This window comes from Algoriphagus aurantiacus, from assembly GCF_035156405.1.
Lineage (GTDB): Bacteria > Bacteroidota > Bacteroidia > Cytophagales > Cyclobacteriaceae > Algoriphagus > Algoriphagus aurantiacus.
In genome coordinates this window covers 20,475-38,549 of sequence record NZ_JAXRUT010000024.1, presented here as the reverse complement: position 1 = coordinate 38,549, position 18,075 = coordinate 20,475, and the positions used below count along the sequence as shown (strand labels likewise).

The 18,075-nt window shown below is 39.8% G+C and carries 21 protein-coding genes; 9 read left to right on the top strand and 12 right to left on the bottom strand.

The genetic code is table 11. From position 1 onward, the window contains the following. The first annotated feature begins 24 nt into the window (after positions 1-24). The 5 genes from SYJ56_RS19980 (at position 25) to SYJ56_RS19960 (ending at position 3,885) form a co-directional block, all read left to right on the top strand. Positions 25-1,077, top strand: coding sequence for a BF3164 family lipoprotein (locus SYJ56_RS19980; protein ID WP_323837253.1), 1,053 nt, complete (start codon positions 25-27; stop codon positions 1,075-1,077). 36 nt (positions 1,078-1,113) lie between these two features. Continuing rightward, entirely contained in the window at positions 1,114-1,482 is a 369-nt protein-coding gene (locus SYJ56_RS19975) for a hypothetical protein (RefSeq protein WP_323837252.1), read from the top strand. 120 nt (positions 1,483-1,602) lie between these two features. Continuing rightward, complete coding sequence (locus SYJ56_RS19970; RefSeq protein WP_323837249.1) at positions 1,603-2,859, top strand: DEAD/DEAH box helicase; 1,257 nt, start codon at positions 1,603-1,605, stop codon at positions 2,857-2,859. Positions 2,860-3,169: 310 nt separating this feature from the next. After that, a complete protein-coding gene (locus tag SYJ56_RS19965) occupies positions 3,170-3,589 on the top strand; it encodes a VOC family protein (RefSeq protein ID WP_323837248.1) in 420 nt (139 codons plus the stop codon). 5 nt (positions 3,590-3,594) lie between these two features. Beyond that, a complete protein-coding gene (locus tag SYJ56_RS19960) occupies positions 3,595-3,885 on the top strand; it encodes a GNAT family N-acetyltransferase (RefSeq protein WP_323837246.1) in 291 nt (96 codons plus the stop codon). A 6-nt stretch (positions 3,886-3,891) separates the two neighbouring features. On the opposite strand, the gene SYJ56_RS19955 is transcribed toward SYJ56_RS19960, so the two are convergent. Continuing rightward, complete coding sequence (locus tag SYJ56_RS19955; protein ID WP_323837244.1) at positions 3,892-4,152, bottom strand: hypothetical protein; 261 nt, start codon at positions 4,150-4,152, stop codon at positions 3,892-3,894. A 25-nt stretch (positions 4,153-4,177) separates the two neighbouring features. Between SYJ56_RS19955 and SYJ56_RS19950 the strand changes: the two genes are divergently transcribed. Beyond that, the gene (locus tag SYJ56_RS19950; RefSeq protein WP_323837242.1) at positions 4,178-4,585 is read left to right on the top strand and encodes a GNAT family N-acetyltransferase; all 408 of its coding nucleotides are present in this window, start codon (positions 4,178-4,180) and stop codon (positions 4,583-4,585) included. Between the two features lie 163 nt (positions 4,586-4,748). Here SYJ56_RS19950 and SYJ56_RS19945 read toward each other — a convergent pair whose 3' ends face one another. From SYJ56_RS19945 to SYJ56_RS19935, 3 genes are all read right to left on the bottom strand, one after another. Beyond that, positions 4,749-5,147 carry a response regulator gene (locus tag SYJ56_RS19945; protein WP_323837240.1) on the bottom strand — a complete coding sequence of 133 codons (399 nt, stop codon included), beginning with the start codon at positions 5,145-5,147 and terminating at the stop codon, positions 4,749-4,751. A 173-nt stretch (positions 5,148-5,320) separates the two neighbouring features. Beyond that, on the bottom strand, positions 5,321-6,952 hold the full coding sequence (groL, locus tag SYJ56_RS19940; protein ID WP_323837238.1) for a chaperonin GroEL: 1,632 nt from the start codon (positions 6,950-6,952) through the stop codon (positions 5,321-5,323). A 39-nt stretch (positions 6,953-6,991) separates the two neighbouring features. Continuing rightward, positions 6,992-7,270 (bottom strand): co-chaperone GroES, encoded by a 279-nt coding sequence (locus SYJ56_RS19935; protein ID WP_192349086.1) that lies wholly within the window; start codon positions 7,268-7,270, stop codon positions 6,992-6,994. Between the two features lie 214 nt (positions 7,271-7,484). On the opposite strand from SYJ56_RS19935, the gene SYJ56_RS19930 reads away from it, so the two are divergent. Then, a complete protein-coding gene (locus tag SYJ56_RS19930) occupies positions 7,485-8,195 on the top strand; it encodes a hypothetical protein (RefSeq protein WP_323837234.1) in 711 nt (236 codons plus the stop codon). A 120-nt stretch (positions 8,196-8,315) separates the two neighbouring features. Here the strand turns inward: SYJ56_RS19930 and secG are convergent, their stop codons facing one another. The 8 genes from secG to SYJ56_RS19890 all read right to left on the bottom strand — a co-directional run bounded on the left by secG (position 8,316) and on the right by SYJ56_RS19890 (position 16,722). Next, the gene (gene secG / locus SYJ56_RS19925; protein WP_323837232.1) at positions 8,316-8,681 is read right to left on the bottom strand and encodes a preprotein translocase subunit SecG; all 366 of its coding nucleotides are present in this window, start codon (positions 8,679-8,681) and stop codon (positions 8,316-8,318) included. A 12-nt stretch (positions 8,682-8,693) separates the two neighbouring features. Then, positions 8,694-10,082 (bottom strand): hypothetical protein, encoded by a 1,389-nt coding sequence (locus tag SYJ56_RS19920; RefSeq protein ID WP_323837231.1) that lies wholly within the window; start codon positions 10,080-10,082, stop codon positions 8,694-8,696. A 33-nt stretch (positions 10,083-10,115) separates the two neighbouring features. Continuing rightward, entirely contained in the window at positions 10,116-10,655 is a 540-nt protein-coding gene (gene lptE, locus SYJ56_RS19915; protein ID WP_323837230.1) for an LptE family protein, read from the bottom strand. Beyond that, positions 10,639-11,928: a sigma-54 interaction domain-containing protein gene (locus SYJ56_RS19910; protein WP_323837229.1), complete on the bottom strand. Its 1,290-nt coding sequence runs from the start codon at positions 11,926-11,928 to the stop codon at positions 10,639-10,641. Before SYJ56_RS19910 ends, lptE begins: the two co-directional genes overlap by 17 nt. Further along, complete coding sequence (gene miaB, locus SYJ56_RS19905; protein ID WP_323837227.1) at positions 11,928-13,403, bottom strand: tRNA (N6-isopentenyl adenosine(37)-C2)-methylthiotransferase MiaB; 1,476 nt, start codon at positions 13,401-13,403, stop codon at positions 11,928-11,930. The genes SYJ56_RS19910 and miaB overlap by 1 nt, the downstream gene beginning before the upstream one ends. 190 nt (positions 13,404-13,593) lie before the next feature. After that, entirely contained in the window at positions 13,594-14,697 is a 1,104-nt protein-coding gene (gene dinB / locus SYJ56_RS19900; RefSeq protein WP_323837225.1) for a DNA polymerase IV, read from the bottom strand. Next, the gene (locus SYJ56_RS19895) at positions 14,687-15,937 is read right to left on the bottom strand and encodes an anthranilate synthase component I family protein (RefSeq protein ID WP_323837224.1); all 1,251 of its coding nucleotides are present in this window, start codon (positions 15,935-15,937) and stop codon (positions 14,687-14,689) included. The genes dinB and SYJ56_RS19895 overlap by 11 nt, the downstream gene beginning before the upstream one ends. Before the next feature lie 62 nt (positions 15,938-15,999). Next, positions 16,000-16,722, bottom strand: coding sequence for a YceI family protein (locus SYJ56_RS19890; protein ID WP_323837222.1), 723 nt, complete (start codon positions 16,720-16,722; stop codon positions 16,000-16,002). Positions 16,723-16,858: 136 nt separating this feature from the next. Between SYJ56_RS19890 and SYJ56_RS19885 the strand changes: the two genes are divergently transcribed. Both SYJ56_RS19885 and SYJ56_RS19880 read left to right on the top strand, forming a co-directional pair. After that, positions 16,859-17,371: a gamma carbonic anhydrase family protein gene (locus SYJ56_RS19885; RefSeq protein WP_323837220.1), complete on the top strand. Its 513-nt coding sequence runs from the start codon at positions 16,859-16,861 to the stop codon at positions 17,369-17,371. Between the two features lie 95 nt (positions 17,372-17,466). Next, complete coding sequence (locus SYJ56_RS19880) at positions 17,467-17,979, top strand: hypothetical protein (RefSeq protein ID WP_323837218.1); 513 nt, start codon at positions 17,467-17,469, stop codon at positions 17,977-17,979. The last annotated feature ends 96 nt before the right edge of the window (positions 17,980-18,075 follow it).

Genomic DNA, 18,075 nt, shown 5'->3' with positions numbered 1-18,075 from the left:
ATTTAGCTAATAATGCCAATTAATATGAGAGAACTTAGGTTAATTACACTTTTAACAATTCTTTTTTCAGCCGTTGCTTGCGAAGGAACAAAAAATGAAGCTTCAGAAGAAATTAAATCCAAAGTTGAATTGGATAAACACGAAACCGGAATACAAGTGCTCAGCAGAGGAAATGTAAATTTACTGGTAATAGATACACTGCTAATTGTACAAAAGTCCTCAGAGCCTTTTCTGGAAATTTATGATACGAATTCACATAAGCTACTGACAACTTTCGGCAAACACGGGGAAGGTCCAGGAGAAATCTTAATGCCATTGTTGATCAAACAAAAGGAATTTGAAAATGGATCTCCAATAATTACTGTGTTTGATTCTCAAAGAAGAATAGTTAATAAAATTAATCTCAAGAGTCTTTTACTAAACAAAGAATCAGTTCTTAAGCAAGAACCCCTTCCTTTTAGAGGCAGTCACATGATTTATTTCTACCATGCAGACCAGGATTTTATCCTAGGGACGACAGAGGGGGATGATAGGTTCACAAGTTACAGCTTTGAAAAAGACAGCGTACAATTTATCCCTTACATTCCGCATCAGGAATTTAATAAAGGCGAAATCCGAAATACTTCTATATACAGATCTGCTGTGACAGTTAATAAAGAGAAAGGGCTCATAGCTGCATTTCCTATACTATTAGGGTCTCTTGATTTTTTTGATGCGCATGGCCAATACCTAAGAAATACCTATTTTGATGATCCGGAAAAATTTTTACAAGGGTATGAAGAGAAAGATGAAAACAAGAGATCTCTTGTTAATGTATTCGTTAGAGATTCTGACTCTGATCAAAAATATATCTATGGATTAAATCTCAATAATCGAGCATCTGATTTAACAGGAAATAGCTTGCCGAAAAAGATGCAAGTAGAAGTATTTGACTGGGAGGGGAATCATATAAAACAATACATACTTAATGATGATCTTCCTACAGAGACTTTTGCATTCGATGAAAAGCATAACCGGTTTTACACCTATTGCAGGGAATGTGAAGATAGTAACCTTAGTTATTTTGATGTAGATTAACAGCGGTGGATTAAATTACTTCAAACTTTTTAGCGTATGGCAATTGAGAAAAAATACTGTTTGAATTGTAATGCAGTAATTCAAGGCAGAATTGACAAAAAATTCTGTGATGACCAATGCCGAAATACGTTCAACAATCAGCAAAATGCTTTTTCCACCAATTACATCCGTCGCGTAAATCACAGCCTAAAGAAGAACCGGAATATTCTGGAAGCAATTATTCCTTCAGGCGAGGAAATAGGCAAGACCACGAGAGAGCGTTTACTTCGCGATGGATTTCAGTTCAAGTATTTTACGCATCTCTACGAAACCAAAAAGGGCAATATTTATCACTACTGCTATGACTACGGCTATTTGGCTCTTGAAGGAGATTGGTATTTGGTAGTGAAGGGAAAGGAAGTTTAGCTACTCACACAAATTGACCACATAGCTCAAAGGAAATGGGTACTTTTGTGCGTGTCAGAAAATCAAACAGAATCCACCGCCCAGTATCTAAAAAGCCTTTCGATTGACAGCCTCAACGAAATGCAAACCGAGTTCATCTCCAGAGCCGCCAAAAATCCACACCTCGTACTTTTATCACCCACAGGATCGGGTAAGACTGTCGCCTTTCTGATTCCGCTTTTAAATTCTTTGAATGATAATGTGAGAGAAGTGCAGGCATTGATAATTGTGCCTTCCAGAGAATTGGCAATTCAGATCGAGCAGGTTTTCAAGGCCATGAGAACTCCCTTCAGAGTGAGTACAGTCTATGGAGGGCATTCCTCCAAACTCGAATCTAACAGTTTGGGGGAAGCTCCAGACGTGATTATTGGCACTCCAGGAAGGCTGGCTGATCATATAGAAAGAGAATCCTTCGACCCTAAAACTATCCAGACAATAGTTTTGGATGAATTTGACAAGTCGCTACAAATGGGATTTCATGAGCAACTGAAAGTGATTTTCGGAGCGCTTAACGGGCAGCAGAGACATTTGCTTACCTCGGCGACGGTGCTGAAGCGAATGCCAGATTTTCTACCATTTGTAGATTACCGCACAGTCAATTTCCTTCGGGATGTGGTTGAGTCTAAGTTGGAGCTAAAGGTTGTACACAGCTCCAGCAAGGAGAAAGGAGAAACACTGATGCGGTTAGTAGCGGGGTTTCAGGACGAATCTTGCATTGTTTTTTGCAATCACAGAGATGCTGTGGACAGACTGAGCACTTTGCTGAATGACTATGATTATTTTCATTCGGTACTGCATGGTGGTTTGGAGCAAATAGATAGGGAGAAGAACCTGATCCGATTCAGAAGCAAAGTCACCAATTTATTGATTGCGACCGATTTGGCATCGCGTGGCTTGGATATTCCGGAGATCAAGCATATAGTTCATTACCAATTACCGCCCAAGGAAGATGCCTTCATCCATAGAAATGGGCGAACAGCCAGGATGCATGCAGAGGGCTTGTCCTATCTGATCTTGGCCAATGATGAGTCCAAACCTGAGTATATTGATGAATTTATTGATGAATTCAAGGTTGGTGAGAAGCTTGTTCCGCCAGTTCCTCAGGAATGGACCTGCCTTTATGTGAGTGCAGGTAAAAAAGATAAGGTCAGCAAGGGGGATATTGTCGGGATGCTTACCAAAAAGGGCGGGCTAACCAGTGCTGAAATCGGTTTAATCACCATTATGGATTTTGCTTCGTATGTAGCCGTGAAAAGCAGTTTGCTTCAAAAACTTTTGCCAAAACTCAAAAATGAGCGGGTGAAAAAAGTTAAAGTGAAAATTGAGGAAGCGAATTAAGGTTCAATTTTCAGTGATCAGTCGCAGTGATCAGCCAGTCGCAAGGGGGGTTTTTCCTTTCAAAAAACACTTATGAGGATAAGAGATTTCATTATTTTCTTATCTTAATACTCCACAAATAATGATGAATTCAGATGAAATCGAGCATGACGAAAAACGTCACACTGGGATGATTATAATGCATGCGAGATTCCCTGCCTGACGGTAGGCAGATCCCGATTGATCCCGATAACTATCGGGACGGGACAGGCTATCTCGTATCCTTCGTCACGGGACAGGTTATGACCTTTAAAAGACAAATTATAAACAGATGAAAAAGCGCGTCACAGGAATAGGAGGAATATTTTTCAAAGTAAAAGATCCAAACCAAACCAAAGATTGGTATCAAAAGCATCTGGGATTGAATACCGATCAATACGGGACTGCTTTCGAGTGGAGGAGTTCTGAGAATCCCGAGAAGATGGGCTTTTCCCAATGGTCTCCCATGAAGGATGATACCCAATATTTTAAGCCTTCGGAAAAGGATTTTATGATCAATTACCGCGTGGAAAATCTAGTGGAATTGGTGCAGGAGTTAAAGGCTGAAGGTGTGACTATTTTGGATGAAATCGAGGATACTGAGTACGGTAAGTTTGTGCATATATCAGATCCAGATGGGCATAGTATTGAACTCTGGGAGCCAATTGATGAGGTTTATGATGAATTAGTTTTAGGCAGAACAAAAAGTTAAATACGATGAGTGAGATCAAGATCCAACATCAATTTGATGGGAAAAGAGGTTCCTTCTATCTGGAAGAAGGGGCGAAGCGAATTGCAGAAATGGTCTATGTGATGGCTGGGCCGAAGAAGATGATCATCGAACACACTGAAGTAGATGACAGTTTACAAGGTCAAGGAATAGGGCTCAAACTATTAAACGAGCTAGTGGATTATGTGAGGGAGGAAGAGATAAAAGTCATTCCACTTTGCCCATTTGCTAAAGCCATGTTCAAAAAAGAGGAAGAACTTAGAGATGTACTTAATTAGTGCTATCTAAAGAAAAAGAGTCCAAATAATCCAAATCAAGGTTAGGATAACCATGATCGCAAAGAAATAACCACTTTTGGAAGAAGAAGAATATCTCTCTGCTCTGAACTTGATACCGTCATCTATACTTTTAAGATCAGCCTTATCTAGATTCTTTTCTCTGGATATTCCATCAGAATTTGAGGATTTGGGACGGACTTTTCCCAGGTTCCTATTCTCCTTAGAAGACTTAATCGCTGAAACACTGAATCCTGCTCCTCCTGTCATTGTTAACTAATTGTTCCTCAACATAATGATTTTATACGAAATAGAAAAGAACTTGTCTCTTCAGGACTTTATGTATGTTTTGGATGATTCAGGATTGGGGAAAAGAAGACCAATGCATGATCCTGAACATCTAGAAAGGATGCTTCGAAATTCTAATCTTGTCATAGTTGCCAGAGAGGGAGGTGATATTCTTGGTGTTCTTCGTGCGCTATCTGATTATTCATACCGGACTTTTATCGCTGATTTAGCTGTAATTTCTTCTAGACAAGGAGAAGGTATTGGACGGGGAATGTTGGAGTTTGCTAGAAGCTTAGCTCCAGAGGCTAGACTAATTCTTTTTGCAGCTGAAAATGCAATCAATTTTTATCAGAAACTCGGGTTTCACTTACATGAGCGTTGTTATCAATTGAAGCCTGATGAGCGCCTTCATTAAGATGTGTTTCTCATATCAGGCAATGCAAAAATGGCCAGTTTTCGATAGTGGTTCCGTCAGAGGTTTGGCACTTGTTAGAATGGTAGGGCCAGGAGATAATGCTCTGTTTTCCTTTTATTGATAAAGGATATTGGGGGAAATTGTAATCAATAATCGAATAGGATCAGATTGAGTCTTTCTCGTATTTCTCCATTTGAATCCTTATTTTTTCTAAAGTCAGTGGTTTCTCTAGAAATCCGGAAACGATCTGATATCCTTGAGCTTTGAATCTATCTTGATAATCAATGGAACTGGAAAGGATCACTATTTTATCCGATCTGTTTGCATGTATCTCTTGATATTTATTGAGAAACTCCCAGCCATTCAAGACAGGCATATTTATATCTAAAAAAATTAGAATGGATAGGTTTGGGTCAAAATCATTGAGTTTGAGTAAAGCCTCCTCACCTTCGAGGAATTCCACAATATTTTCTGCAATACCAACTTTTCCAAGTAGCCTTCTATTGATAAGGTTGTTTATTGGGTCATCATCCACTAGAAAAATTGTGTCAAATTGGATCATCGAGAGAATTGAGATAGAAAAAAGGGCTTTTTACTAAGCCAAAATACAATTAATACTGATCTGAGAAAAAGGTTTAACTACCTTTTTTATTTTAATCTTTTTAACTACTAGTATTCAGACAATAAAAAAGGAGGTTCCGAAGAACCTCCCTTTAAAGTATTGTGGAGGGATGATTACATCATGCCGCCCATTCCTCCGCCGCCACCCATTGGAGGCATAGCAGGAGAGTCTTCTTTCACATCTGCAACTACACACTCAGTAGTCAAAAGAAGCGCTGCTATAGATGCTGCGTTCTCAAGAGCCAAGCGAGTTACTTTAGTAGGATCGATTACACCAGCTTTGAATAAGTCTTCGTAAACGTCTGTTCTAGCATTGTAACCGTAGTTACCTTTGTTTTCTCTGATCTTGTTGATCACTACAGAAGGCTCACCACCGGCGTTTGCTACGATTGTTCTCAATGGAGATTCGATAGCCTGTCTGATGATATTGATACCAGTATCTTCATCTTCGTTAAGGCCTTTAAGGTCATTAAGTGCCTCAGCAGCTCTTACAAGTGCTACACCACCACCTACGACAACACCTTCTTGAACAGCTGCTCTAGTTGCATGAAGTGCATCGTCTACACGGTCTTTTTTCTCTTTCATTTCTACTTCAGTAGCAGCACCGATATAAAGGATAGCTACACCACCAGATAGTTTTGCAAGTCTTTCCTGCAATTTCTCTCTGTCGTAGTCAGAAGTAGTTTTGTCGATCTGAGCTTTGATTTCAGCTATTCTGCCTTTGATAGCAGCTGCATCACCAGCACCATTCACGAGTGTAGTATTATCTTTGTCAATATTGATTTTCTCAGCTCTACCAAGCATATCAATAGTTGCATTTTCTAGTTTGAAACCTCTTTCTTCAGAGATTACTGTTCCGCCAGTAAGGATTGCGATGTCTTCCAACATTGCTTTTCTTCTGTCACCGAAACCTGGAGCTTTTACAGCAGCCACTTTCAGAGCACCTCTGATTTTGTTGACTACCAAAGTAGCTAGCGCTTCACCATCTACGTCTTCAGAGATGATTACTAATGGCTTGCCTGACTGAGCTACTGGCTCAAGTACTGGAAGCAGTTCTTTCATCGAAGAGATCTTCTTGTCGTAGATCAAGATGTAAGGCTGCTCAAGTTCAACCTCCATTTTCTCCGTGTTAGTTACGAAGTATGGAGATAAGTAACCTCTGTCAAACTGCATACCTTCTACAGTTCTTACTTCAGTTTCAGTGCCTTTTGCTTCTTCTACAGTGATTACGCCGTCTTTACCTACTTTGTCCATTGCGTTAGAAATCATTGTTCCGATTTCTTCGTCATTGTTGGCAGATACAGTCGCTACTTGAGCGATTTCTTTAGAAGTAGAAATTTGCTTAGAGTCAGCTTGTAGTTGTTTTACAACTGCAGCTACAGCTTTATCAATTCCTCTTTTAAGATCCATTGGGTTAGCTCCGGCAGCTACGTTTTTGATACCGACACCGAAGATGGATTGAGCAAGTACAGTTGCAGTAGTAGTACCGTCACCTGCATCGTCAGCAGTTTTGGATGCTACTTCTTTTACAAGCTGAGCGCCCATATTTTCGATTGGCTCAGCCAATTCGATTTCTTTGGCAACAGATACACCATCTTTAGTGATAGTAGGTGCGCCGAATTTCTTATCAATGATCACATTACGTCCTTTAGGACCCAATGTTACTTTTACTGCATCTGCAAGCGCATCAACGCCTTTTTTCAGCTGATCTCTGGCACTTGTATTGAAAAATAATTGCTTAGACATATTGTTAACTATTTTGAGTTAAAGATTAGGGATGATTTATTAAAGGATTGCGAAGATGTCTGACTCTCTCATGATAAGATAGTCACTACCCTCTACGTTCAGCTCAGTACCGGAATATTTACCGTACAATACTGTATCGCCAACTTTAACAGTTAAAGGCTCATCTTTTTTGCCATTTCCTACTGCCACTACAGTACCTTTTTGTGGCTTCTCTTTAGCGGTATCTGGAATATAAAGACCAGAAGCTGTTTTCTCTTCAGCTGCAGCAGGTTGTACCAAAACTCTGTCTGCAAGAGGTTTGATGTTCACATTTGACATAATATAAATTCGTTTAAGGTTAGTTTAAAATGTACTTGCCTAATAGCACTTCTTGTGCCAAGGAAGGAATAATGGCAAAGGCTGACAAATCGGCTGTTAATGTTTAGAAAATTGTGATGAAAGGCTGATTTTTTTGGCAGAACAGACTGCCATTTTTGCTCTTATCGCTTCAGAATTGTCAGAAATTTGTAATTTAAAGTCAAACCTATTTCTTATGACATCACTACCTAAAAACTGGATTACCGAAGGCCTGATAGATTTCGAGTATAAAAAGTATCAGTTGCTGGCCTATCTGCAGGAAACTAACAAGCATTTTAATGAAATGAAGCTTTATCCTGTTCTTTCCGAATTGATAGATCATTACCGCGATTTGGAGGAATTGAAGTCAGGTAGGACAGAGCTGACAAAGCTTTTTCCAAAGACATTGGAATCAATTGACTTTCAAAAAGGAGAGTTGAATTATCTATCCAAGGTAAGTGAGGATGGAGTGATGAAAGAGCTTACTATGATCACCGAATTTGCATTGCCAAAGTTAGTTTCACAGATCGAAGAGGGCAGGACAATTTATGATTATGTGGAAGATCAATTAGAATTTGAACCTGTAGGAATTGTACCGATCTATAATCAAGAAGGCTATATCTTGATGTCCAGAGACAGAAAAAAAGATATTCATGCCTTTCGTTATAAATCAAGTTTGCTGCATTTTGCAGGGGGAAAATTTCGAGGCATTAGCATGTGGCTAGTTGGAATTTTCCAGCGAAGCATAGTAAATACCCTGGAAAGAATCAAAATGGATTTGGTACGAGAGATCAAGGAACTGCCAAACCCTGCCACTTGGAGAATTCATAGCCAACAAGAATTTCCCATCGAAGAAACACTGATCCCTATCACTAAGCGACTTCTGCTTAAGACTGTTTCTTTATGAGCTATGAGGTGTTTCGAGCTTTTCCAAAGTTCTAAACTTTGGAAAAGCTCGAAGAAAGCTTATAAACAAGAAAAGTCTGCCCTTTGCGGAGCAGACTTTTCTTGTTTGGAGATATTCTACTTAGTTTCCTGAAGTAGTATCAGGCTCAGCAGAAGTTTCTTCAGTGGCTGCGGGAAGCAAGCTTTCGCCTTCTCCAAAAGTAGGAGCTACCACTTGCTGCTTCGCATTCTCAATATTTGGAGATGAGAATTGATTCGACTGTGCTCCATTGTAGAAGGCAGATGATGCCAAAGAAAGCGCAAGGATAGAAACTGCCAATACCCAAGTAGCTTTTTCAAGTACGTTTCCGGTACGGGTTACTCCCATGATTTGAGAAGCACCGCCTCCGAATGCTGCACCAACTCCACCTTTAGAGTTTTGGCCTAGGATCACTAAGATTAGCAAAACAGCTAAAATCAGAATAATTGTAATCAATAAAATAAACATATAATATGGGTGTTAATCTTTCAGTTTTTCAATCAAGTCCGCAAAGTAAGCCCTTTTATCCGGAAACTTCAATACCAATTTCTCATAAATTTCCTTGGCCAATTGCTTCTTACCTTGTTTGGCAAGAATCTTAGCGTAAGATTCTGATATCAGATTATCATTGATCTGCGTACTGGCAGCTGCAAGGTTCTCTGTATTTTGGTTTGCTTCGATTTCCTTGATTGTAGCCAGCTTGATGTCTTTTTTGCTAAAAGCTTTGATCAGGTCTATTTGCTCTTTCTTTTTCTCGTCAACAATTACCCTTTTTTCTTTTCTTTTGATGGTCTCAATCAGGTCATCTTTCGGAGGTTTTCTTCTTTGCCGAATTGGCTTAGCAGGTTCAGAATTGATTTCTGCTTTTTTATTCGCTTCCTCAGTAGCTTCAGTTTTTTCTCCCACGTTAATTTCAGGTTTCGGAATACTTGCATTTGGAATGCTAGCTTCCACCGCCGTCTTTTCTATCAAGCTTTTAAGCCAAATTCTATCGGGGCTTGAAATCGCTGCATAACCTAGTGAGGAAGGTTTCTCTGTCCCATCTTTTTGAAGTTCAAAGCGGGCTGTGAGGACATAGGGAATTTGAAAGTAGGGAAAATTTTCCTGCACCTTTTGCAACTGCAGGATCTCACTCGGATCTAAGGAATCTGCTTTTTGGATTATTTCTAAAAATTGGACTGCGTTCACGTGAATATTTCTTTTGGCTTGAATATAGTTAAAATCCGGGTTAGCGACTGTCGATGTGAAGATATCTTGAATGATAGTGAAAATCTCATCTACCAACTCATTTTCCATATCGAGGAGAGTAGTAGTTCTTGGATCGTAATCTTTGAAAAACGTAAAGGGTCTTTTTAGAGTTTCCTTTTGGTTTGTTGGGTTGATATATTCCACATCAATAACAATAGTTAAGCGCATGGTGGCAGCACTCAGATTATATTTTACCTGCGTGCTGCCTGCCGCAAGGTTATCAGTATTCTGTTTTGCTTCGATCTCTTTGATCGATTCTAGTTTGATCTTTTTTTTGCTAATTCCTTTGATAAGGTCTATGGGCTTCTTCTTCTCCTCCTCGACAATTCCCCCCTTCTCTTCTTGAATAGTCTCGATCAAATCATCTTTAGGTGCGACAGCTTTTTCTCCCTTCTTTTCTATAAGGGTTTTCAGCCAGATTCTATCGGGGCTTGTGATCGCTGCAAAGCTTAGTGATGAAGTTTTTTTACTTTCATCTTTCTGATATTCATAGCGTGCAGTGAGGATATATGGAATTTGAAAGTAAGGGAAATTTTCCTGCACCATCTGTAACTGCAGTATCTCACTGTAATCTAAAGAATCGGCTTTACGGATAATATCTAAAAATCGGACTGCGTTCAAGTGAATATTTCTTATAGTTTGAATATAAGAAAATTACCAGTTGGCTACTGTCGCTGTGAAGATATCTTGAATGATAGTAGTGAAAATCTCTTCTACCAGCTCATTTTCCACATCAAGGAAAGTTGTTGTTCTAGAATCGTAATCTTTGAAAAACGTAAAACCTTTTTTTAGATTTTCTTCTTCGTTTGTCGTGTTGATGTATTCCACGTCCACGACTATAGTCAGGCGCATGGTGCCTGCACGGTCAGGTAGATTCGGATCAGTACTTGATACAGGAGCTTGCGGAGTAGTAGTGTATCGGGTGATTGCCCCCATAAACTGCAAGTGGCCGTTTGTTCTCACTAGCTCTAACTGGGTGTTTCTCTGGTAATATTCTTTCAGTGCTTCAGTGAATCTCTGCTCTATATTCGCAGGTCCTCCGCCGGAATCATTGAAGAAATTATCTACAGTAAATGTCTTCACTAGATTGTAATCGATATTTGTACCTGTAAAGCTGTATTTGACCGAACAGCTTTGGAAAAGGAAAAAGACCAATCCCAGTGCAAAGAGCGTGAACTTATTGGTCAATTTCATATTGTTTGATCTTTCTGTAAAGTGTTCGTTCTGAGATACCCAGGTCACTCGCTGCGTATTTTCTCTTATTATTATGCTTGCGCAAAGCTCTGAGAATCATTTCTTTCTCTTTCTTTTCAAGTGAAAGTGAATTATCATCTTCCTCATGAATAATGTCCTCAATGACATCGTCTTCATAATCATCGTCATTTGATGAGTTAGATTTCTTAGAATCGATTACTAAAGGAACGTAACTTGGATTGGATTCAGTACTTTCTTTAGAACCAAATCCGCTATCCATATCTTCGAAAAGTCCCTGATGCTTTTGGATGATATTTGAATTTAACCCGCCATTGTGATACGTCTCCAGCACAAGTTTTTTCAGGTCAGTCATATCTTTTTTCATGTCAAACAATACTTTGTACAGCAAATCTCTCTCAGAGAAATCTGTAGTGTCAGTGTTTTTTGACAGGCTCGGAAGTGTCATCGGCAGACGGGAACTTTCTGATGGCAGGTACTTGGCCAAAGTTGTAGCATCTACTTCCCGCTCATTTTCCAAGAGAGAAATTTGCTCCGCAATATTTTTCAGCTGACGGATATTGCCCGGGAAAGAATAACGCATCAAAGCTGCTTGAGCCTCAATATCTAAGGAAATTGGGCGAACGTGGTATTTTTCAGAGAAATCAGAGGTGAATTTTCTGAAAAGTAAAACCACATCTTCTCCACGCTCTCTCAGTGGTGGTACAAAAATCGGAACGGTATTCAATCTATAATAAAGGTCTTCTCTGAACTTGCCTTTTTCTACTGCCTTGAGAAGTTTGACATTGGTAGCCGTGATTACGCGGACATTGGTTTTTAGGACTTTTGAGGAACCTACTTTGATGAATTCTCCATTTTCCAGCACACGAAGTAACCTAGACTGAGTGCCTAAAGGCAGTTCTCCGATTTCATCGAGGAAGATGGATCCGCCATCAGTTACTTCGAAATAGCCTTTTCTGGATTCATGAGCACCCGTGAAGGAGCCTTTCTCATGACCAAAAAGTTCGGAATCAATCGTTCCTTCCGGAATAGCACCACAGTTGATAGCTATGGATTTACCATGCTTGCGAAGGCTGAGGGAATGAATGATTTTTGAAAAACTTTCCTTACCACTTCCACTTTCACCAGTGATCAGCACTGTCATATCGGTAGGAGATGCCTGCATTGCTACCTGAATCGCATGATTCAAAAGCGGACTATTTCCAATGATCCCGAAGCGTTGTTTGACGCTTTGAATTTCCGGATTTGTAATCATCAAATTTTCGGGTTTATTTCAATCACCTCACCAAATAACGTTGCAGGAGTGCAATCGGTGATTTTTACCTTTAAGTAATCGCCCTTAGCGTAGTTTCCTGCAGGTACGATTACTACTTTGTTTGCGGAGTTTCTTCCTTTGAAATCATCTGCAGATTTTTTCGAAGCACCTTCAACTAGCATTATTTGCTCTTTGCCAAGGTCAAGTTTATTTCTCTCCAGAGAAGTTGCACTTTGTTTTTTAATCACCTCAGCCAGCCTTCGCTTTTTCACTTCCAAAGGAATATCATCTGCATATTTCTTTGCAGCCAAAGTTCCAGGTCTCTCGGAATAGAAGAACATGTAAGAAAAATCGAATTTCACGATGTCCATCAAGGAAAGCGTGTCCTGGTGTTCTTCTTCTGTTTCGCTGCAAAATCCTGTAATCATATCTGAAGAAATTCCGCATTCTTCGCCGAGTATCTCTCTGATTTTGGAAACACGCTCCAAGTACCATTCCCGGTCATACGTTCTATTCATCATTTCCAGTACACGGGAATTACCACTTTGTGCCGGTAGATGGATGTATTTGCAGATATTATCGTACTTCTTCATCGTGTACAAGACATCGTCTGTGATGTCCTTGGGATGGGAGGTAGAGAAGCGCACACGTAAACTTGGATCTACCAAGGCAACCATTTCCAATAAGTTGGCGAAATTGACTACAGTAGTTACTTCCTCTTCTTTTTTGTTCAGTCTTGCTTTGTTGTTTTCTTCAGGAGACCATTTGTAGCTATCTACATTTTGACCCAGCAGAGTCACTTCCTTGTATCCTTTGGAAAATAGGTCTTTTGCCTCTTCGATAATGGAATGTGGATCACGGCTTCTCTCTCTTCCACGAGTGAAAGGTACTACGCAGAAGGAGCACATATTGTCACAGCCACGCATGATGGAGATGAATGCCGATACACCGTTGGAATTCAGTCGGACAGGAGAAATATCTGCGTATGTTTCCTCACGGGAAAGAAAAGTGTTTACAGCCTTTTGCCCGTCTTCGGCTACTGAAAGGAGATTTGGAAGATCTCTGTAAGCATCCGGACCCACGACGATATCTACTATTTTTTCTTCTTCAAGTAGTTTTTCTTTCAATCGCTCAGCCATGCAACCCAACACTCCAATAGTCAATTCAGGCTTGTTTCTTTTGGCTCTGTTGAAATCAGTGAGGCGTTTTCTTACTGTTTGTTCAGCTTTTTCGCGGATGGAGCAGGTGTTAAGGAAAATCACATCTGCTTGATAAAAATCAGAAGTTGTATCAAATCCCCCTTCTTTCATAATGGAGGCTACAATCTCCGAATCTGCGAAATTCATGGCGCAACCGTAGCTCTCGATGTAGAGTTTTCTGGTTTTGCCGGTGTTTTCATCTACAGTGGTTTTGAAGTCGCATGCTTGTGCTTCTTCTGCTGGGATGATATCAATGTCTGCAATTAAATTATTCATGTAACTTCTTCTTTCCTTCTTTCGGATGGCGAAATTACGAAAATGCGGACAAAATGGCAGAATGTGTGATTCTTTTATTTGTTAAAACTCTTAATGTTTATTGATAAGAGAGATAACCTATCTTAGAGTATTCCTTTTTATTCCAGTACATATCAATTCATTTACAGGAAGTAGGGGAGATAAGTGAATCTTATCCTTCAAACGGAATCTTCAACTGCTCTCCAAAATGCTGATGCTCCTCGATAATGTTGAGATTGGATATGCCCAGTCCCAATAATCGAATAGAGTTGCTGAAGGGTTCTTGGGCCAAAAGCTCCTGAGCTATTTTCCAGATAAGGTCTTCATCAGGATATTGCTCCTGAGTTTTGCTCCGGGTTTGCTGTGTGAAATCTGAGTATTTGATTTTTATTGTGACTGTCCGGCCTTTGATTCCACTTTTCTTTATTCTTTTGATCAGTTCATCACAGATTGGTTTTAAGGCAGAAAGTAAGTCTTCCATTGCCAAGAGATCTTTTTCAAAGGTGTTTTCTGCACTGATGGATTTTCGAATCCGATGCGGTTGAACTTCGGAGAGGTGAATTCCCCGTACTATATTGAAATAATGGATGCCTGATTTACCAAATTTCCGGGTGAGGTATTGAAGTGAAAACTGCTTCAGGTCTTTTCCGTTGTGAATTCCCAGACTACTCATTTTTTCGGAGGTTACTTTTCCGATTCCGAAGAATTTTTTGATGGGCAGTTTTTCTAAAAACCCTTCCGCTTCTTCAGGAAGTATCACCGCCTGACCATTAGGCTTGTTCAGATCAGAGGCGATTTTTGCCAGAAATTTATTGTATGAAACTCCTGCAGAAGCATTTAACCCAGTGCGTTCTTTGATTTTCTGACGGATTTGCTTAGCTATCAGAATAGCAGACTTCAAGCCTTTCTTATTTTCTGTCACATCCATAAATGCCTCATCCAGAGACAGTGGCTCCACCAAGTCAGTGTATTCGTAAAAAATCTCCCGGATTTGACTGGAAATCTCTTTGTACCGATCAAATCTTGCTGGTGCAAAAATAAGCTGGGGACACTTCCGCGCTGCCAAAACTGAAGGCATAGCAGAATAGACACCGAATTTCCTTGCTTCATAGCTGGCTGCTGCTATCACGCCTCTGGCTGCATTCCCGCCTACTACCAGTGGCTTCCCTCTCCATTCGGGATGATCAAGCTGCTCCACTGATGCATAAAATGCGTCCATATCCACATGGATGATTTTCCGGATTGGAGGGAGCGATATTTCTTTTTCATTTTTCACTGAGAACTTCTAGAATTGCCTGAGCTTTGAGGCCACATTCCTCATATTCCTGAGCGGCATCTGCATCGAAAGTGATGGCGCTGCCCACTCCAAAATAGAGTTTTTTCACTTCCAGATCAGCAATAATGCTGCGAATGATGACTGAGAAATCAAAATCTCCATTTTCTTCAATCACTCCAAAAGCACCTGAAAACCAACCTCTCTTGAAACTTTCTAGTTCATCGATAATTTCCATGGTACGGATTTTCGGAGCCCCTGTCATGCTTCCCATCGGGAATGAAGCCTGGATAATATCAGAGAAGCTTACATCTTCCTTCAAGTCTGAAATTACCGTGCTGATCATCTGAAAGACTCTGGGCAGGGGATAAATCCCAAAAAGCTCTTTGACTTTTACAGTTCCTGTTTTTGATACTTTCGAAAGGTCATTACGCATCAGGTCGGTAATCATCAAGTTTTCAGCTTGCTCTTTTTCACTCTTGGCCAAGGTTTCTCTATTGATCACATCTTCAGCTATGGATTTTCCGCGCTTGATAGTTCCTTTGATAGGTTGTGCTATGATTTTCGATCCAGTTCTTTTCAAATAGCGCTCTGGAGAAGCCGAAACTAACCATTGAGATTTAGCTTTGAATAGGGATGAAAACGGCATGGGGGAAAGCTTATTCAGGTTGAAATAAGCTGTAATAGGATCCCAGTAATCAAATGTTCCTGAATATGCTTGGCAAAAGTTGCTCTCATAGGTATTACCCTCGATAATGTGATTCTGGATTGTATGTACAGTTTCCAGATATCTCTCCCTGGAGATTTGTGGAGTAACAATACAACTGGTATTTACAGAGGTTGGAAGCTTTGTATTTTCAACTTCTTTCCAGAATTCCTGAGACAGTTCAATATCTGAATGGACATTTCCTCCATCAAACGCTAAGGAAAAAGAGGATTTGAAAAAGCAGATATCGGGGAGATCGAAGAAAGCTGAATTATCACTTTGGAGCTTTTCCAGCTGATTTTTGAAGTCATAGCCGATGATGCCGACTTTCTTGAAGCCACACGATTCGCTCCAGATTTCCTTTTCAGTTAATTGATTGTTTCCCGCAAAAAACCGTGTGGTAAAAGGTGCCTCTGGATATTGGTGATCATTTCCATTGGTGTAGGCGAAAAAGTCAAAATGCACATCTGCCCATCTGCAAAGTTTTTCGATCCAAACGGGATCTGCTATGGGGTAGACGAAGGATGCACTTTTCATTGGTAGCACAAAAAAAGAGGAATCCTGTTAAAGAATTCCTCTTTTGTAAGAGTTTGTTGTGATTAATTGGCTTTTGTATCCAACACAATAGATACGCTATTGTAAATGAATTTGTCTTTTGTCTTATCAGTAGCAGTAGCTTCGTCACCATAAGCAAGACCCCAGTCGGTACGGTCGATGTTGAATCCTGCTTTAACAGCGGCAGTTCCGTTAGATACACTTACTGTTGCTGGAAACTTGATGTTTTTAGTAGTTCCTCTCATAGTAAGGTTACCACTGATCCAATTAGTAGGAGCTTCAGGTGCCAATTCAGAATCAGATGAAGGAGTAAACTCAGTTTCAAATTCATCCTTATCGGATACAGAATCGCTTGAAGTGAACGGTTCTACAGCAGTGATTTCAAAAGTAGCGGTAGGATGAGTAGCTGCGTCAAAGAAATCTGCTGACTGCAGGTGACCATGAAGTTTTCCGTAATCTTCAGAACCTGCCTCCAGATCTTTGATCTCCAGTTGAGTGATGTCAAATGTGATTTTTCCACCGGCTATAGTTTCACCTTCTGTTATAAGTGTTCCTTCTGTAGCAGGAATTACACCGTTGTGCTGTCCGGCAGGCTTGTAACCTGTCCAAGTAATAGTACTAGCTCCTGTATCGACAGTTAAAGTAGTTCCTTCTGCTTCGGCTACTTCTTGTGCTGCAGTAGCTTCTACCGTGTCAGTGGACTTGCCACAAGCAAAAGTCATTAGAGCGGCTGCAAGAATAAAGCCTGTTTGTTTGATAATTTTCATTGTTGTGAGTTTAGTTTCGAATTTAGATGTATATACATGAAAACTCAAAGTTTGCCAAAAAGTTCATTACTCAAAAGAAAAAGTGAAACTTTGTTTCTCAGATACTAATAATCGAAGCACAATAAGTTTAGTGAATATGGCATTACTATTAGAAGTAAATGGGAAAAATCCTGCCTTTGGGGATAGCTGTTGGTTGGCACCTAATTCAACTGTAGTCGGCGACGTGATCATGGGAGATAACTGTACGGTGTGGTTTAATGCGGTAATCCGTGGGGACGTGCATGAGATCAGAATTGGCAATGAAACCAATATTCAAGATGGTGCGGTGATCCATTGTTCGTATCAAAAAGCCGGAACGTACATAGGCAATCAAGTGTCAATTGCTCATAATGCTGTAGTACATGGGTGCACGATTCATGATCGGGTATTGATAGGGATGGGAGCTATCGTGATGGATGGAGCTGTGGTTAACTCTGGAGCGGTGATCGCCGCTGGTGCCGTTGTTTTGGCAAATACTATCGTAGAAGCAAACTCGATTTATGCCGGAATGCCTGCCAGAAAAGTAAAAGACACTGGAGCGACAATGAATGAAGTAATCTCAAGAACTGCCAAAAATTATCCAATGTATGCGAGTTGGTACACAACCTAAATTTGGTCTCTTGCGTACAGAAAAAAGCGATTTGGCTATTAATCTTTAGCTAGATTCGCTTAACTTTATTCAAATTCATTTTATTAGATTTTTTTATGAAAACTATTTTTAAGTTTCTTGACAAGCCATCTAATTTGGTTATTCTTTTTGCATTATTTCTTTTCTTTAATTTCTTACTCATCAGTTTTATCTCTCCTTATCAGGTGTTAGACTTGCGATTTGCATATTCAGCAAATGAAGCTTTTAAGGTCATAAAAAATATGGGTGAAAGCATGAGGGGGAAATATTTGTTTGTGATTTGGGCCCTTGACTCGCCATACATGATTGTTTATTTATTATTGCTAATAGGCTTGATTCGTAAACTATGGAAACAAAAAAAGTTTCTTATTCTCCCTTTTATTATTGCAGGGCTAGATTTGTTTGAAAATATAATGGTGTCGAGCTTATTACTAAGTTTCCCTTTTGAAAGTAAATTATTAGGATATTTTGCTTCATTTTTCACCACCACCAAATGGTTATGCGTTGGGGTTTGTGTAGTTTTTTTAATTGTAGGTTTGGTCAGGAATTATGTCTTTAGAAAGGAACCAAATCTTGATTTGAAAAGGTAGAGGAATGATTTTTTTTCAATAAGCTAACACCACTTTCTTTTCTTTTTAGGAATTTTTGACTAGTATTTGAAAGTGAGAGAAAACCTCTGATTTTCA